Source organism: Conyzicola nivalis (assembly GCF_040548875.1).
In the GTDB taxonomy this organism is placed as follows: domain Bacteria; phylum Actinomycetota; class Actinomycetes; order Actinomycetales; family Microbacteriaceae; genus Conyzicola; species Conyzicola nivalis_A.
Map to the genome: position 1 here is coordinate 707,868 of NZ_JBEPSJ010000001.1, position 15,124 is coordinate 722,991.

The window sequence follows — 15,124 nt, forward strand, 5'->3', positions numbered from 1 at the left end:
GGCGCTCACGATTGACTCGCAAAGTCTACGACGCAAGTCGGAACGCCGGCTCAATCAGCAGACAGCGCGGCGTGGCGTTGCGGCGCTGTTCACCACCGGTTCAACAGCCGCCCGCCCCGCTGGGCCAGGACGCATCAGGGCGATAGCGTTGCCGCATGAGAGTTCTCCCCGTGCGCAGACGAGCGGTGGTGAGCGGGGTCGTTCAGGGCGTCGGCTTTCGGTGGAGCGCGCGTGCCGAGGCGCAGAGACTGGGCGTCACGGGCTTCGCCCGCAACCGGCCGGATGCCACGGTGGAAGTCGAGGCGGAGGGGCCGCCCGCCGCCGTGGCCGCGTTCGTCTCGTGGTTGAAGAAGGGGCCGCCGAGCGCGCGGGTCAGCTCGGTCGAGCTGAGCGACCTGTCGCCGCTCGGCTCCACCGAGTTCGACGTGGGCTAGGGCGTTACTCGACGAAGCGGATGCCGGCGAGCAGCCGGGTACGTACGTCGAACACCTCGTTGCCGCCGCTGAGGGCGCTGCCCGGCAGTCCCTCGCGCAGTAGAGCGGGCAGGTACGAGTGGCGCACGACGGCCGCAGACGCCCCGCGCACTCGGCCCAGCTCGATGACCGGTTCGGAGAGGTCGTCGTCGGGCAGCACGATCACGAGACCGGTGAACTTGAGCCGCAGCCCGCGCTGCAGGGCCTTCACCCGGTGTCCGAGCTCGTGCATCGGACGGTCGCCGCCGACCGGTTCGCCGATGAGCTCGCCGCCCTTGACCCGCACCGGCCCGCCGAAGTCCTCGGAGAGGATCGCGAACAGCCCGCTGGCTCCGAGCACGACGTGGTCGATCTTCTCGTCGGGATAGCCCGTGGAGACGTCGTGCCACACCGTGTACGCGATGCCCAGGCTGGAGATCGTGCGCGCGGTCGCCTCCTCGGCGAGAGCGTCGGCGAGGAGGTGCCTGATCTCGCGGGGGGCGCTGCGCACCAGCGCGGGGTCGTACGGGTCGGGAAGAGGTGCGCCGATGCCGACCCACTCGCGCATCAGGCCGAGGAAGCGTTCGCGGCGCCAGCCTCCCGGGTGGCCGTAGGCGCGTGCCGGCGGGCGGGTGTCCTGCGCCGGGCGGGCGCTCGGCGCCGCCCACGGCTGATGTTCGCTGTCGTCGAAGTGGCGCGAGGGACGGCCGCGGTCATAGGCCGCCCGGTCCTCCGGTGTGCCGATGCGCTCCCAGGCCAGCTGCACGGCCACGAACCGTGCCGAGCTGCCGCCCGTATCGGGGTGCGTCTCACGCGCGAGTCGTCGGTACGCGCGGCGGAGCTCGTCATGGCTCGCACTGGGACTCACGCCGAGCACCTCGTAGGGCGTCGCCGAGATGGGGCTGTCAGGCATCCGCTCGCTTTCATCGTGCTGGTTCATTACAGACGATACCGAATGGATGCTGCTGGTCTGCTCTGCGTGTCCTCCACGGCTACTGCGCGTGCCCGGTCGTCCCCGGCGGGCGGCGGGCGTCGGCGGCACCTGTCAGGCTGTACGGATGACCGACACCGCCTCGACGACCGACACCCGAGCATCCGCCCTCACCGTTCTGCGCACCCTCGTCGGCCGCGACGATGCCGACTTCCACGACGGCCAGTTCGAGGCCATCGCGGCGCTCGTCGACGACCACCGGCGTGCCCTCGTGGTGCAGCGCACCGGGTGGGGCAAATCCGCGGTGTACTTCGTCGCCACACTTCTGCTGCGTCAGCGCGGTGGCGGGCCGACCATCCTCGTGTCGCCGCTGCTCGCCCTGATGCGCGACCAGGTGGCGGCCGCCGCCCGCGCCGGGGTTCGGGCGGTGTCGATCAACTCGTCGAACGCCCACGAGTGGGCCGAGGTGCTCGAGAAGCTACGCAACGACGAGGTCGACGTTCTGCTCGTCTCGCCCGAGCGGCTCAACAACCCCTCGTTCCGTGACGAGCAGCTGCCGGCTCTCGTCTCCCGCGCCGGCCTTCTCGTCGTGGACGAGGCGCACTGCATCTCCGACTGGGGTCACGACTTCCGTCCCGACTACCGGCGCCTGCGCGATCTCATCGCCGAACTGCCCGCCGACATCCCGGTGCTGGCGACGACCGCGACGGCCAACAGCCGCGTCGTGGCCGACGTCGCCGAGCAACTGGCCGGCCACACGACCGAGGTGCTCACGATCCGCGGGCCGCTCGCCCGGGCGTCGTTGAGACTCGGGGTGCTCCGGCTCCCGACAGCGCAGGCGCGGCTGGCCTGGCTGCTCAGCCACCTCGCGGAGCTGCCGGGCAGCGGCATCATCTACGCGCTCACCGTCTCGGCCGCCGAAGACACCGCCCGTCTCCTCCGCGAGGCCGGCCACGAGGTGCACGCGTACACGGGGCGCACCGACACGTCGGAACGCGAACAGCTCGAGGGGCGCCTGAAGTCGAACGACCTCAAGGCGCTCGTCGCGACGAGCGCGCTCGGCATGGGCTTCGACAAGCCCGATCTCGGCTTCGTGCTGCACCTCGGTGCCCCCTCCTCCCCCGTCGCCTACTACCAGCAGGTGGGTCGCGCCGGGCGCGCCACCGCCAACGCCGACGTGCTGCTGCTCCCCGGCAGCGAAGACGAGGCGATCTGGAACTACTTCGCCACCGCCTCGATGCCGAACGAGAGCAAGGCCCTCGCGGTGATCGCCGAGCTCGGCGATACCCCGCTGTCGACCCCCGCGCTCGAGGCACGGGTCGACCTGCGGCGCACACCGCTCGAGCTGCTGCTCAAGGTGCTCGACGTCGACGGTGCCGTGCGCAAGGTCACCGGCGGGTGGGTATCCACCGGCCGGCCGTGGGTCTACGACGCCGAGCGCTACCAGCGCATCGCGGCCGCGCGCGAGCGTGAGCAGCAGTCGATGCTCGACTACGAGGTGCTGCCCGCCGATCACAGCGGCTGCCGCATGCAGTTTCTGCAGCACGCCCTCGACGACGACACCGCGGTGCCCTGCGGCCGCTGCGACAACTGCGCCGGAGTCTGGTACCCCTCGGAGATCCAGACGGATGCCACGGCGACAGCCGCGCGTTCGCTCGACCGGGTCGGGGTGCTCGTCGACCCGCGTGCCCAATGGCCGAACGGCATGGACAACCTCGGCGTCGCGGTCAAGGGCAACATCGCCGTCGCGGAGCGCAACTCCCCCGGCCGAGCGCTCGCTCGCCTCACCGACCTGGGCTGGGGCGGCGCCCTGCGCGAGGCCTTCGCCCCCGGCGCGGTCGACGCGCCCGCTTCGCCGGCCATGATCGCCGCGTGTGTGCGGGTGCTCGCCGACTGGGGCTGGGAGTCGCGCCCGGCCGCGATCGTGAGCGTGCCATCGCGGCGGCATCCGCTGCTCGTCGAATCGATCGCCCAAGGTCTCTCTGCCGCCGGCCGGCTCCCGTACCTCGGAGCGATGAGCCTCGAGAACGGCGGACCGACGGGAGAGGCCGGCGGCAACAGCGCCTACCGGCTCGCGGGCGTGTGGGACCGTTTCGGGTCGCCCGAGCTGCCCGAAAGCCAGCCGGTGCTGCTCGTCGACGACCTGGTCGACAGCCGCTGGACGATCACCGTCGCCGGCCGGGCGCTACGCCGGGCCGGCGCCTCGGCTGTGCTGCCATTCGTGCTGGCCGTGCGCGGCTGATCGGCACGCGCCCCCGACCGACGCGGCATCCCGGCGCGCGATTTCAGCGGGGCTTCAGCGGCCGTACGCCAGACTGGGCGAACGGACCGGGCTGGAAGCCCGACGAAGGGGGCGGCGTGCGAGTACTGGTGGTCGAGGACGAGACCCGGCTCGCCGAGGGGCTGCGTCGCGGGTTCGAGGCCGAGGGCTTCGCCGTGGATGTCGCGGCGAACGGCACCGACGGGCTCTGGCTCGCGCGCGAGAACCAGTACTCGGTGATCGTGCTCGACATCATGCTGCCCGGCATCAGCGGCTACCGCGTCTGCGAGACCCTGCGCGCCGAGCGCGACTGGACGCCCATCCTCATGCTCACGGCCAAGGACGGCGAGTGGGATCAGGTCGAGGCCCTCGACACCGGAGCAGACGACTACCTCACCAAGCCGTTCTCGTATGCAGTGCTTCTCGCTCGGGTGCGCGCCCTGCTGCGCCGCGGGGCCGCCGACCGCCCGGCGGTGCTCGAAGCCGGCGATGTGCGGCTGGATCCCGCGTCGCACGTGGTCTGGCGCGGCGACGTGGTGATCGACGTCACGGCCCGGGAGTTCGCCGTGCTCGAATACCTGATGCGCCGCAAGGGCCAGATCGTGTCGAAGCGCGAGGTGCTCGACAACGTATGGGACGCCGACTTCGAGGGCGACTCGAACATCGTGGAGGTGTACGTGCGGCACCTGCGCAACAAGCTCGACCGCCCTTTCGACCGTGCGGCGATCGAGACGTTGCGCGGTTCCGGCTACCGGCTGGCGAGCAACGGTGGCTAGGCGCCCAGGCCCGACGCGCCGGCCGCTCACGCTCCGTGTGCGCATCACCCTCGCGACGACCGTGGTCGCCGCCGTCGCCCTCGTCGCTGGCGCCGTCGTGTTCGGCGTCGTGTTGCGCACCTCACTGCTCGACGCCGTCGCCGCATCGGCAGAGACCTACGCGAGCGACCTGTCGGAGGGCTCCGGTTCGTCACTCTCGTCGGCGGTCGCCGAGCTCGACGACGACGACCGGTTCCTCCAGCTGCGGAACGACGACGGAGCGGTCGTCGCGGCCAGCGACGGCGCCGACGACGTGCCGCCCGTCTCCGAGAGCGACACCGAGGCCCACCGGATCGTGACCGTCGACGGCGACGACTACCTCGTCGTGGCCGAGGAGACCGACGACGGCACACTCGTCGTCGGCCAGAGTATCGACGACGCCGCTGAGGCCGTCGCGACGGTGACGGCGCAGCTCGCCGTGGCCGTTCCGCTGGTGGTGCTGCTGATGGCCGCCACCACCTGGGTCGTGGTCGGTCGTGCACTGCGGCCGGTCGAACGGATGCGCCGGGAGGTCGCCGCAGTGACCGCGACCCGGCTCGACCGCCGCATCGCGGAACCGGGGACAGACGACGAGATCGGCCGCCTCGCGGCGACGATGAACGGGATGCTCGACCGCCTCGACGCCTCGCAGAGCGCCCAACGCCGATTCATCTCGGACGCCTCACACGAGCTGCGTTCCCCGCTGTCGTCACTGCGGCAGTTCGCCGAGGTAGCCCGCGCCCACCCCGACCGTGTCGACGGCGCCGACCTCTCCGAGGCGATACTCGACGAGGGCGCACGGCTCGAACGGCTCGTCGACGGAATGCTCGCCCTCGCCCGCGCCGACGAACAGGTGCTCGTCTCGGCCGCAGCGCCGGTCGACCTCGACGACATCGTGCTCGCCGAGGTGCGCCGTCTGCGCGCGTCCGGAGGCGTGCGCATCGACGCCTCGGCCGTCGGCGCGGCCCGCATCGCCGGAGATGCCGGACTTCTGTCCGGCCTCGTGCGCAACCTCGTCGACAACGCGGCCAGGCACGCGGCGAGCGAGCTGCGCATCGAGCTGGCGGAGACGCAGGACGGTGTGACGTTCGCGGTCGACGACGACGGCCCCGGCGTGCCCGAGCGGGAGCGGGAGCGCATCTTCGACCGATTCGTGCGTCTGGACGACGCACGAGCACGCGAGGCCGGCGGCAGCGGCCTGGGCCTCGCCATCGCCCGCGAGATCGCCCTCGCCCACGGTGGCACAGTCACCGCTCACGCCAGCCCGCTGGGCGGCGCGCGGTTCGAGGTGCTGCTGCCCGCGGCATCCGACTGATCCCTCCGCCCGCCGCCGGTCGCCTTTCTGAAGGCGCCTTCAGCGGGCTTCAGTCTCGCTTCAGCGTCTGAATCGCACACTGTTCCCATGCCGAAACGGCAGTGAAACCAAGGAGAGCATCGTGAAGAAGAAGACCACCTGGATCATCGCGGGAGCCGCAGCCATCGTCGTGCTCGGCGGAGCGGGTATCGCCGTGGCGGCGACCGACCCCTTCGATCAGGACAACGACGCCCTCACCGGCACGAGCCTCGAGCGGGCCAGTGATGCGGCCCTCGCCGAAGTCGGCGAAGGGACAGTGACCGAGGCCGAGCGCAGCGACGACCTCGACCACGCCTACACGGTCGAGGTTCGCCGCGAAGACGGCAGCGACGTCGACGTCGAGCTCGACGAGGACTACGAGGTCGTGCGGGTCGACGGTGCGTCCACCGGTGGCGGCGCGACCGGAACGAACTCCGAGACGCCGAGCGGCGACCCGACCGACGCGGCGACCGGCGGCGACGCGGCTATCTCGGCCGACGACCGCTCGAGTGCCGAGAAGGCCGCGCTCGACGCTGCCGGCCCGGGCACGGTGACCGACCTCGACCGCAGCGACGACACCGATCACGCCTGGGAGGTCGAGGTGACGGGCGCCGACGGCCGTGACGTCGACGTCGAGCTCGACGCGCAGTTCGCCGTCGTGCGAATCGACTCCGACCAGCAGTAATCTCGGGTGTCTGGGGAAACGCTGACCGTGGCTCGTGTACCGCCGCGACAGGGCGTATCGTCGCCATCATGACGATTTCCGAGATCCCCATCACCACCATCGACGGCAAAGAGACGACGTTGGGCGAGTACGACGAGAAGGTTCTCCTCATCGTCAACGTCGCCTCTCGCTGTGGTCTCGCGCCGCAGTACGAGAAGCTCGAGGCGCTGCAGAAGACCTACGGCGACCGCGGATTCACGGTCCTCGGATTTCCCAGCAACCAGTTTCTGCAGGAGCTCGGCACCGAAGAGAAGATCGCCGAGTACTGCTCGACGACGTGGGGAGTGACCTTCCCGATGTTCGAGAAGATCCGCGTCAACGGCAAGCAGCAGCACCCGTTGTACGCGGAGCTGACCAAGACCCCGGACGCTGCGGGCAAGGCGGGCAAGGTGAGCTGGAACTTCGAGAAGTTCGTGGTCACCCCCGCTGGCGACGTGCACCGGTTCCGTCCGCACACCGAGCCGGATGCGCCCGAGATCGTGGAGCTCATCGAGTCATCACTACCCGCCGCCTGACGCCGCGGCCCTGACAACGGAGAACCTCAGATGACCACGCTTTCCGCCGACGCAGCCGGATCGTTCGAGATCGGCGGGGACCTTCGCGTCACCCGCCTCGGCTACGGCACCATGCAACTGACCGGCCCCGGTGTGTGGGGTGAGCCGCGCGACCCGGCGGCGGCGGTGGCCGTACTGCGGAGGGCGGTCGAGCTCGGCGTCACGTTTTTCGACACCGCGGACTCGTACGGGCCGTATGTAGCGGAACCGCTGCTGCACCGGGCGCTCGCCCCGTATTCCGACGAGATCGTCATCGCGACGAAAGCCGGATTCACGCGCCAGGGTCCGAACCAGTGGACCCCGGTCGGTAGGCCCGCCTACCTGCGACAGCAGACCGAGATGAGCCTGCGCATTCTCGGAGTCGAACGGATCGACCTGCAGCAGCTGCACCGCATCGACCCCGATGTGCCGATCGAGGACCAGATCGGCGAGCTCAAGGCGATGCAGGACGAGGGAAAGATCCGGCATATCGGACTCAGCGAGGTGAGCGTCGAGGAAGTCGAGGCAGCGTCGAAGGTCGCCCGGATCGCCTCGGTGCAGAACCTATTCAATCTCTCCCGCCGCACCGCCGAGCCTCTGCTCGACTACGCCACCGCGAACGGCATCGCATTCATCCCCTGGTTCCCGCTCGCGACGGGCAAGCTCGCTGCTGCGGGTGGCCCTCTCGCGCAGCTGGCAGCAAAGCACTCCGCGACGCCGTCGCAGCTCGCACTGGCATGGCTGTTACGGCGCTCCCCCGCGATGCTGCCGATTCCCGGAACGTCGTCGATCCAGCACCTCGAAGAGAACATCGGCGCGACGGGCATCGAATTGAGCGACGAGGAGTTCGCCGAGCTGTCGCAATCGGTCTGAGCCAGTCCCCTCCTTACGTCGACGGCCTGCCCTGCCTCACGCGTAGTCGTCGGGGGCGAGCAGTCGCACACCCCGGCGGTGGCTGAGGAGCACGGCGCGCAGTCGTACTCCGGCATCGCGGCAGCCGTCGCGGGAGAGCCGCGCCCACGCCCGGTCGGCGTCGGTGAGCCGGTCTGCGTCATAGCGCTCGATGACGACGACAACGCCATGCGCATGAACCGCTTCTGCCGTGCCGCGAACGAGCTCGGTCCAGTTGTCGAGATCACTCGCTTCGGGAGCGACCGGGATGTCGGAGATCGGCATGACGAGCGGCAGCTGCGTGTTGTTCTCGTCGACGAAGAGCAGCCAGATCTGCCGGCTGACAGCCCGACCGATGAGCGAGCCGACGCGGCGCTCGATGACGTCGTCGGTGTCGAGCGGTTCGAGATCGGCGAGCGCGCGGTCGATGGGGTCCATGGGCCAACTCTCGTCGTCCGTGGTTCCGTGCCGACCGCCGGGTCGTCATCTGTGGAGTTCCTGCGGCGAGGGGCGGCTGTGGAGGAGCCACTTGCCGCTCGCCGCGACGCGGTATTGACTGGAGGAACTGCCACGCATATTCACGCCACCACCGATGCAAGGAGCGGACATGAGCGACATCTACCCCGTAGGCCTGCCGTCGAGCAACGATCCATTCAGTGACGACCAAGAGCTCGACGACGAGACGATCACCGAGTACGCCCGACTCACCGACGACGACTTCGCGGGCGAGGATGACTACGTCGGTGACGACGACGCGATAGACACGAGCGCAGACGACCTGCGCTGACGATCCCCAGGCGTGACGCGACTCAGCGCACGGTGAACCAGCGGCCACCGGCACGCTGGGTGACAGTGAAGCGCGGCACGTCTGCCGAGCCACGCGTCGTGGCGACCACGTGTTCGGCGATCTGATTCGCCAACTCGGCGTCATCCGATTCGAACCGGATCGTGACGCGAGCCTCCCCCGAGACGACGGCCAGATCGGCCGCCTCGACCATCGTCAGCTCGGCGGCGGCCGCCTTCGCGGCCGGCAGCACGGCGGCCGGCGAGACGCCGGATCGCACAGCGCCGACGACCATGGTCACGCGATAGTCCGGCATCCCTCCACGCTACCGGGTGCTCACCCGGTCGAACTTGCGCACGGCGAGCGGCACGAAGACGATCAGCATCACGGCGATGCCGATGAGAACCGTCAGTTCGGGGTTCTGCAGCGTCCACACGTCGGGTTCCGGCATTCCAGGGGGCGTATTGCCGAACAGATTACGGGCGGCCTGGACGAGCGCCGACACCGGGTTGATCTCGGCGATCGTCTGCAGGGCCGGCGGGAGCGTCTCTGCCGGCACGAAGGCGTTGGAGATGAACGTGAGCGGGAACAGGATGAGGAAAGAGACGTTGTTGATCACCTCCGGGCTGCGCACGCTCATGCCCACGAACGCCAGCACCCAGGACAGTGCGTAGGCGAAGAAGAGGAGGAGTGCGACGGCCGCGACCGCCTCGAGGAAACTGGAACGGATGCGCCAGCCGACGATGAAGCCCGTGGCCATCATGACGGCCATCGAGATCGCGTTGATGAGCAGGTCACCGTTGGTGCGGCCGACGAGCACCGCCGACGGACTCATCGGCAGCGTGCGGAACCTGTCGATGATGCCGTCCTTGAGGTCTTGCGCCATCGCCGATCCCGAGTACGTGGAGCCGAACACGACGGTCTGCGCGAAGATTCCGGCCATGATGAACTCGGTGTAGGTGCTGCCGGGGATGTCGATCACGCCCTCGTACACATAGGTGAACAGCAGCACGAACATGATCGGCTGCAGGGTGGTGAAGACGAGGATGTCGGGCACGCGCTTGATCTTGATGAGGTTGCGGCGCGTGGTGATCCAGCCGTCGGAGAACCAGTGGGCGATCGACGGGCCGTCGTTGCCCGATCGGGGCCGTGTGGCGGTCGCGGTAGCGGTAGCGGTCATTACACCTTCTCCTTCTCGCTTGTCTCTTCGACCGACGCCATGTGGCCCGTGAGGCGCAGGAAGACCTCGTCGAGCGTCGGGCGTCTCATACCCGCGTCGTAGAGGCGGATGTCGAGGTCGGCGAACTCGGCGAGGATGCGCTGCAGCACCATGGGCCCGTCGTCGGCGCTCACGGTGAGCTCGCGGCCGTCATCTGAGACGGTGGGGTCGGAGCTGCCGAAACGCCGCAGCACCTCGAGCGCCGACTCGCTGTCTTCCGACGACACCAGGTTCACTTCGACCCGCTGGCCGCCGCTCGACGCCTTGAGCTCGTCGGAGGTTCCGCGGGCGATCACCCGGCCGAAGTCGATCACCGAGATGCTGTCGGCGAGCTGATCGGCCTCTTCGAGGTACTGGGTTGTGAGCAGCACCGTTGTGCCCTCTCCCACGAGCGTCGTGATGACGTCCCACATACCGAGGCGGCTGCGCGGGTCGAGACCCGTGGTCGGCTCGTCGAGGAACAGCACCTGCGGGCGCTTGACGAGGGCGCCGGCGAGGTCGATGCGCCGCCTCATGCCTCCCGAGAATCCCTTCACCGGGCGGTTCTGCGCCTCTGTGAGGTCGAAGAGCTCGATGAGCTCTCGAGCCCGGGCCCGCGAAGCGCGCGCGCCCAGGTGGTAGAGCCGGCCGACCATGTCGAGGTTCTCGAAGCCGGTGAGGTTCTCGTCGACCGCGGCGTACTGCCCAGAGACGCCGATGGTGGGGCGAATACGTTCCGGGTATCTGAGCACGTCGACGCCGCCGATCACGGCTGTGCCGGAATCCGGTCGGATGAGTGTCGTGAGCACCTTGACCGCCGTGGTCTTGCCTGCGCCGTTCGGGCCGAGCAGGGCGGTGACGGTTCCCTGCGGCACTCCGAGGTCGAGACCGTCGAGAGCGTGCACGGGAGCGGCGCGCTTCGGCGAGTAGGTCTTGGTCAGTGCTGTGGCCTCGATGAAATTCACGAATGTGTCCCTTCGATCGTCCCCCTAAACTTGTGGACACTGTACACAATGACGGATGTCCGCACCAGAGGTTCGGGCGCGACGGCAGGATATCGTGTGTCGACGGCGGTGGTGCGCGGGTGGATCGCCGGTCTACTGCGTGTCGAAGCTCGCATGCTCGTAGCTCGCATGCTCGTAGCTCGCATTCACCGAGCTGTCGCCCCGGGGCGACACTGTGATGCGCAGCTTCGCCGGGATCTGTTCCTTCATCGCCTCGACGTGGCTGATGAGCCCGATCGTGCGTCCGCCCTCCCGCAGTCCGTCCAGGGTGCTCATCGCGATGTCGAGGGTGTCGCCGTCGAGCGAGCCGAAGCCCTCGTCGATGAAGAGGGTGTCGAGCGTGATGCCGCCGGCCTGGTTGGTGACTACCTCGGCGAGGCCGAGAGCGAGGGCCAGCGAGGCGAGGAACGTCTCGCCGCCCGACAGCGAGTGGGTCGGTCGGCTTCGCCCGGTGTGCTCGTCGCGGATCGCGAGGCCGAGTCCGGACTTCGCGTTGCGGTACTGCAGAGCGTCGTCGTGCTCGAGGGTGTAACGGCCGGCACTCATGGTGCGCAGCCGGGTGTTCGCGGCCGCCACTATCTCCTCGAGCTGGGCGGCGAGCACGAAGGTCTCGAGTCGCATCCGCCTGGTGTTGGGCTCGTCGCCTCGGACGACGCTCGCCAGTTGCCGCAGCTGTTCGAACTCGAGCCGGCGTTGCCCCGTCGCAGCGCGGTGATCGCGCGTGGCCTGCACAACGCCGTCGAGCTGGTCGACCCGTTGACGCAACGCGCTCGCCAGGGCGATCGCGGCGTCGCGCGCGTCGAGGGCCTCGGCGCGGGCGATCCGGGCGGGCTCGACGTCGACGAGCTCGCTCGGGGCGCCCGCGATCTGCGGCTCGGCGAGCGTCGCCTGCGCGGTCGCCCTCGCCTCGTCGTGGTGTCGCAGCCGCTTCTCGATGGCCGCGACCTCCTCGTGCGTGCGTCGTGCGGTTCGCGCCGCTTCGGCGTCGGGGAATCCCTGCTCGGCGAGTTGCGCGGTGAGGGCCGAGTCGGCCGTGGCGAGCGTGGCAACCGCGCGCGATACCTCCGCCTCGGCGTCGGTGAGCCGGCGGGCGGCGTCGAGCCGCGCCTGGATCGCGGCGACCCGGTCGGCCACGGTCGCGGAGTCGGCCCGATGCTTCTCGATGCGCGCGGCGATGTCGGCGCGGCGGCTCGCGGTCTCGGCGAGGCTGCGGGCCAGGTCGTCTCGGCCGGAGCGGAGCGCGTCGAGCCGCGGCTCAATCTTCGCGATCTCGGCGCGGAGCTGCTCTCGTTCGTTCTCGACCCGCGCCAGTTGCGCTGCCGCGTCGCGGGCGGCCCGCAAGTCATCGCCGGCCTCGGCGACCGCGGCCTCGAGTTCGGCGGTGGACGCGTCGCCGGCTCGTGCGAGCGCGTCGGCGAGTTCGGTGGCGGCGGCCGTCGCTCTCGAGTGAGCGGCATCCAGTTCGGCGCGGCGAAGCGCCACGGTGTCACGGGCGTCGTCGACGTCTGCCGCGGTCACCGGGGCGTCGCCCGGGGTGGCCGGCGACGGATGCTTCGTCGAGCCGCAAACCGCGCACGGGTCTCCGGGGACGAGTTCGAGTGCGAGCTCGGCCGCATAGCCGGAGAGTCGACGTTCGAGCAGAGAGTCGAGTTCGAGGGCCGCGGCCGTGTGGGCTGCGCTGGCCGTGCGCTCGAGGGTCTCGGCCAGTTCGAGCCGGGTGCGCGCCTCGACGGCTGTCGTGGACGCGTCGAGCGCGGTGGTCGCCCGGGCGAGGGACTCCTCGGCGTGGGGCAGCCGGGCGGCCCGTACCGAGGCGTCCGTCACGCGCGCGTTCAGCGTCTCCAGTCGGCCGGGCAGTGCGCTGGCCAGCGAAAGTGTCTCCGCCAGGCCGGTCTCGGCGGCGGCGGCGCGTTTGTCGATGCGCTCGAGGTCGGCGTCTATGCCGGCCAGGGAGCGCTCGTCCGCGAGCGCATCGGTGAGTGCGCCGAGAGCGGTGGTGAGGGTCTGGACTACCTCGTCGAGCGGGGTGTCGTCGTCGAACGGCGCATAGGCGGCCGTAGCGACCGCGGCGGCGGAGCGCGCGCCGTCGAGCGCAACCGTCGCCGAGTCGACGCCGGAGAGCAGCGGCCACACGGGCGCCGCTCGCCGGGCGGCGTCGAGGGCCGATCTGTCGTCGATGATCGACGGTGCGTCGTCGTCGAGCGTGGCGATCGCGGCACTGGCGGCAGCGCGCCGCGACTGCAGCGCCCGGGTGTCGAGCAAGGTGCGGTGTTCCATGTCTGCGGCGGAGAAGAGCAGATCGGCGGTCGCCGCGGCCTGCTCGCTCTCGGCGTGCCGGGCTTCGAGGCCGGCGAGGGCCTCCTCGAACCACGCCTGGTCGGTGTGCGGGGGCGTCTCGTCGAGCTCGAGCAGCCTCACCGCCTGCGCGACATGCTGGGCCAGCACGTCGTCGGCGTTCGCGAGTTGCGCCTGCAGTTCTTTGCGCCTCTCGTCGAGCGAGATCTCGATCTGCTCGAACCGCTTAGAGCCGAACAGGGTTCTCAGCACCGCCTGGCGGTCGTCGTTCTTCGCGAGCAGGAACTGCTGGAAGCGGTTCTGGGCGAGCAACACCACCTGGAGGAACTGGTCTTTCGTGAGGGCGACGATGTCGGCGAGTTCGTGCGCCACATCGACGGGCTTCGCCGCGATAACGCGGTCACCGCTGCTGAGGCTTGCCTCGTGAGCCTGCTTCGTGGTGCCGGCCCGGTTCTTCTTGGGCCGTTGATATTCGGGCACCCGGCGCAGGGAGTAGTCGATGCCGCCGACGGTGAACTCGAGCTCGACGTAGGTGGGATCGTCATCGGAGCAGTGGTCGCTGCGCAGTTGCGCCTGCGTGCCGTCGTAACGAGGCACGCTGCCGTAGAGGGCGAAGCAGATCGCGTCGAGGATGCTCGACTTGCCCGCGCCGGTCTTGCCGGTGATGAGGAACAGGCCGGCGTCGTCGAAGTGCGAGAAGTCGACCACCTGTTCGTTCTTGTACGGACCGAAGCCGGCGAGGGTGAGCCTGCGGATTCTCATGCCTTCGCCTCCGCTGCGGCCTGCTCGGCGACGACCTCGGCGATGAGCGCGGTCTCGAAGTCCGACGGCCCGACGCCGTTGCGCACCAGCTCGAGAAAGCCCGCCACGATCTCGGTGTCGGTCTTCTTCGCGATGCGCTCGCGATAGGTGACGTCGACGGCTGTGGATGACACGGTGGGACGGTACTCGAGCATCGCGCAGTTCGGGAAGCGGGCCTGCAGGCGTCGCATCGCGTCCATCGGGCGCACGCGGTCGGTGATGACCGCCGCGACCCAGTCGTTCTCGACCTCGGTGTGCTCGGATGAGGCGAGGAGCTCGTCGAGCTCCCCCGTGATGACGCTGAGGCGTCGGGGAACGGGCAGGTCGAGCCAGTCGACGGTGTCGACTCCCCCGGCGTCGAGCTCTACGAGCCAGCCGCCGCGCGGCTTGCGCGCCTCGCCGAAGGAGTAGTGCAGCGGGGCGCCGGAGTAGCGCACCCGCTCGGTGATGGTAGTGCGACCGTGGATGTGGCCGAGCGCGACATAGTCGGGTCCGTCGAAGACCGACGCCGGCACGAGGTTCAGGCCGCCCGAGGTGATGTCGCGCTCCACGTCGCTCGCCTCGTCGTGCGCGGCGACCCCGGACGCGAAGCAGTGCGAGAGCACGACGTAGCGGGATTCTCGAGCCGTGGCATCCGCCCTGATCGCCTCCATGGCGAAGCCGAGTACCTGCTCGTGTGTGCGGAGGTCGGCATCGGGATGGCTGCCGCGGAAGATCGACGGCTCCAGATAGGGAATGCCGTAGAACAGCACGGGGCCGTAGGCGTCGGCGATGGAGATCGGCTCGAGATACTGGTCGGGCCGGGTCACCATGTGGATGCCGGCCAGGGTCGCCCACTCGGACTGGAATCCGAGCCGGGTCGCGGAGTCGTGGTTGCCGCTCGTCACGACAACCTCCGCGCCCGCGGCCCTGATGTCGCGCAGCGCCGTGGAGAGCACGGAGAAGCACTCGGCCGAGGGCATCGCCGAATCGAAGACGTCACCCGCGACGAGCACGACGTCGATCTCTCGCTCGCGCACCTCGGAGACGAGGGCGGCGAGCACGGAACGCAGGTTCTCAAGCGTGGAATGCCCGTGGAAGGTGCGCCCGATGTGCCAGTCGGAGGTGTGCAGGATCTTCATGCT

At 69.6% G+C, this 15,124-nt stretch carries 15 protein-coding genes; 8 read left to right on the forward strand and 7 right to left on the reverse strand.

What is annotated here, in order from left to right; genetic code table 11:
• Positions 1–155: 155 nt before the first annotated feature.
• Complete coding sequence (locus tag ABIE21_RS03460) at positions 156–434, forward strand: acylphosphatase (RefSeq protein ID WP_354023384.1); 279 nt, start codon at positions 156–158, stop codon at positions 432–434.
• Between the two features lie 4 nt (positions 435–438).
• On the opposite strand, the gene ABIE21_RS03465 is transcribed toward ABIE21_RS03460, so the two are convergent.
• Complete coding sequence (locus ABIE21_RS03465; protein WP_354024396.1) at positions 439–1,365, reverse strand: J domain-containing protein; 927 nt, start codon at positions 1,363–1,365, stop codon at positions 439–441.
• A gap of 145 nt (positions 1,366–1,510) precedes the next feature.
• Here ABIE21_RS03465 and ABIE21_RS03470 point away from each other — a divergent pair, with 145 nt between their 5' ends.
• From ABIE21_RS03470 to ABIE21_RS03495, 6 genes are all read left to right on the forward strand, one after another.
• On the forward strand, positions 1,511–3,625 hold the full coding sequence (locus tag ABIE21_RS03470; RefSeq protein ID WP_354023385.1) for a RecQ family ATP-dependent DNA helicase: 2,115 nt from the start codon (positions 1,511–1,513) through the stop codon (positions 3,623–3,625).
• A gap of 116 nt (positions 3,626–3,741) precedes the next feature.
• On the forward strand, positions 3,742–4,419 hold the full coding sequence (locus tag ABIE21_RS03475; protein ID WP_354023386.1) for a response regulator transcription factor: 678 nt from the start codon (positions 3,742–3,744) through the stop codon (positions 4,417–4,419).
• Positions 4,412–5,752, forward strand: coding sequence for a sensor histidine kinase (locus ABIE21_RS03480; RefSeq protein WP_354023387.1), 1,341 nt, complete (start codon positions 4,412–4,414; stop codon positions 5,750–5,752). The genes ABIE21_RS03475 and ABIE21_RS03480 overlap by 8 nt, the downstream gene beginning before the upstream one ends.
• A 121-nt stretch (positions 5,753–5,873) precedes the next feature.
• Positions 5,874–6,455 carry a PepSY domain-containing protein gene (locus ABIE21_RS03485; RefSeq protein ID WP_354023388.1) on the forward strand — a complete coding sequence of 194 codons (582 nt, stop codon included), beginning with the start codon at positions 5,874–5,876 and terminating at the stop codon, positions 6,453–6,455.
• 68 nt (positions 6,456–6,523) lie between these two features.
• Positions 6,524–7,009, forward strand: a complete 486-nt coding sequence (locus ABIE21_RS03490; RefSeq protein WP_354023389.1) for a glutathione peroxidase — start codon at positions 6,524–6,526, stop codon at positions 7,007–7,009.
• Between the two features lie 30 nt (positions 7,010–7,039).
• Positions 7,040–7,900 (forward strand): aldo/keto reductase, encoded by an 861-nt coding sequence (locus ABIE21_RS03495; RefSeq protein WP_354023390.1) that lies wholly within the window; start codon positions 7,040–7,042, stop codon positions 7,898–7,900.
• Between the two features lie 36 nt (positions 7,901–7,936).
• Here the strand turns inward: ABIE21_RS03495 and ABIE21_RS03500 are convergent, their stop codons facing one another.
• Positions 7,937–8,356, reverse strand: coding sequence for a hypothetical protein (locus ABIE21_RS03500; RefSeq protein ID WP_354023391.1), 420 nt, complete (start codon positions 8,354–8,356; stop codon positions 7,937–7,939).
• 169 nt (positions 8,357–8,525) lie between these two features.
• On the opposite strand from ABIE21_RS03500, the gene ABIE21_RS03505 reads away from it, so the two are divergent.
• The gene (locus ABIE21_RS03505) at positions 8,526–8,705 is read left to right on the forward strand and encodes a hypothetical protein (RefSeq protein WP_354023392.1); all 180 of its coding nucleotides are present in this window, start codon (positions 8,526–8,528) and stop codon (positions 8,703–8,705) included.
• A 22-nt stretch (positions 8,706–8,727) separates the two neighbouring features.
• Here ABIE21_RS03505 and ABIE21_RS03510 read toward each other — a convergent pair whose 3' ends face one another.
• The 5 genes from ABIE21_RS03510 to ABIE21_RS03530 form a co-directional block, all read right to left on the reverse strand.
• The gene (locus ABIE21_RS03510; RefSeq protein WP_354023393.1) at positions 8,728–9,018 is read right to left on the reverse strand and encodes a hypothetical protein; all 291 of its coding nucleotides are present in this window, start codon (positions 9,016–9,018) and stop codon (positions 8,728–8,730) included.
• A gap of 9 nt (positions 9,019–9,027) precedes the next feature.
• Positions 9,028–9,882 (reverse strand): ABC transporter permease, encoded by an 855-nt coding sequence (locus tag ABIE21_RS03515; RefSeq protein ID WP_354023394.1) that lies wholly within the window; start codon positions 9,880–9,882, stop codon positions 9,028–9,030.
• Entirely contained in the window at positions 9,882–10,865 is a 984-nt protein-coding gene (locus tag ABIE21_RS03520) for an ATP-binding cassette domain-containing protein (protein ID WP_354023395.1), read from the reverse strand. The genes ABIE21_RS03515 and ABIE21_RS03520 overlap by 1 nt, the downstream gene beginning before the upstream one ends.
• Positions 10,866–10,997: 132 nt before the next feature.
• Positions 10,998–13,961 (reverse strand): SMC family ATPase, encoded by a 2,964-nt coding sequence (locus ABIE21_RS03525; RefSeq protein WP_354023396.1) that lies wholly within the window; start codon positions 13,959–13,961, stop codon positions 10,998–11,000.
• A complete protein-coding gene (locus tag ABIE21_RS03530; protein WP_354023397.1) occupies positions 13,958–15,121 on the reverse strand; it encodes an exonuclease SbcCD subunit D in 1,164 nt (387 codons plus the stop codon). Before ABIE21_RS03530 ends, ABIE21_RS03525 begins: the two co-directional genes overlap by 4 nt.
• Between the last annotated feature and the right edge of the window lie 3 nt (positions 15,122–15,124).

Bases quoted from the DNA above. Each gene is read 5' to 3' on its own strand.
- ABIE21_RS03460 (WP_354023384.1), top strand. From the start codon at position 156: ATGAGAGTTCTCCCCGTGCGCAGACGAGCGGTGGTGAGCGGGGTCGTT.
- ABIE21_RS03465 (WP_354024396.1), bottom strand. From the start codon at position 1,365: ATGCCTGACAGCCCCATCTCGGCGACGCCCTACGAGGTGCTCGGCGTG.
- ABIE21_RS03470 (WP_354023385.1), top strand. From the start codon at position 1,511: ATGACCGACACCGCCTCGACGACCGACACCCGAGCATCCGCCCTCACC.
- ABIE21_RS03490 (WP_354023389.1), top strand. From the start codon at position 6,524: ATGACGATTTCCGAGATCCCCATCACCACCATCGACGGCAAAGAGACG.
- ABIE21_RS03495 (WP_354023390.1), top strand. From the start codon at position 7,040: ATGACCACGCTTTCCGCCGACGCAGCCGGATCGTTCGAGATCGGCGGG.
- ABIE21_RS03500 (WP_354023391.1), bottom strand. From the start codon at position 8,356: ATGGACCCCATCGACCGCGCGCTCGCCGATCTCGAACCGCTCGACACC.
- ABIE21_RS03505 (WP_354023392.1), top strand. From the start codon at position 8,526: ATGAGCGACATCTACCCCGTAGGCCTGCCGTCGAGCAACGATCCATTC.
- ABIE21_RS03510 (WP_354023393.1), bottom strand. From the start codon at position 9,018: ATGCCGGACTATCGCGTGACCATGGTCGTCGGCGCTGTGCGATCCGGC.
- ABIE21_RS03515 (WP_354023394.1), bottom strand. From the start codon at position 9,882: ATGACCGCTACCGCTACCGCGACCGCCACACGGCCCCGATCGGGCAAC.
- ABIE21_RS03525 (WP_354023396.1), bottom strand. From the start codon at position 13,961: ATGAGAATCCGCAGGCTCACCCTCGCCGGCTTCGGTCCGTACAAGAAC.
- ABIE21_RS03530 (WP_354023397.1), bottom strand. From the start codon at position 15,121: ATGAAGATCCTGCACACCTCCGACTGGCACATCGGGCGCACCTTCCAC.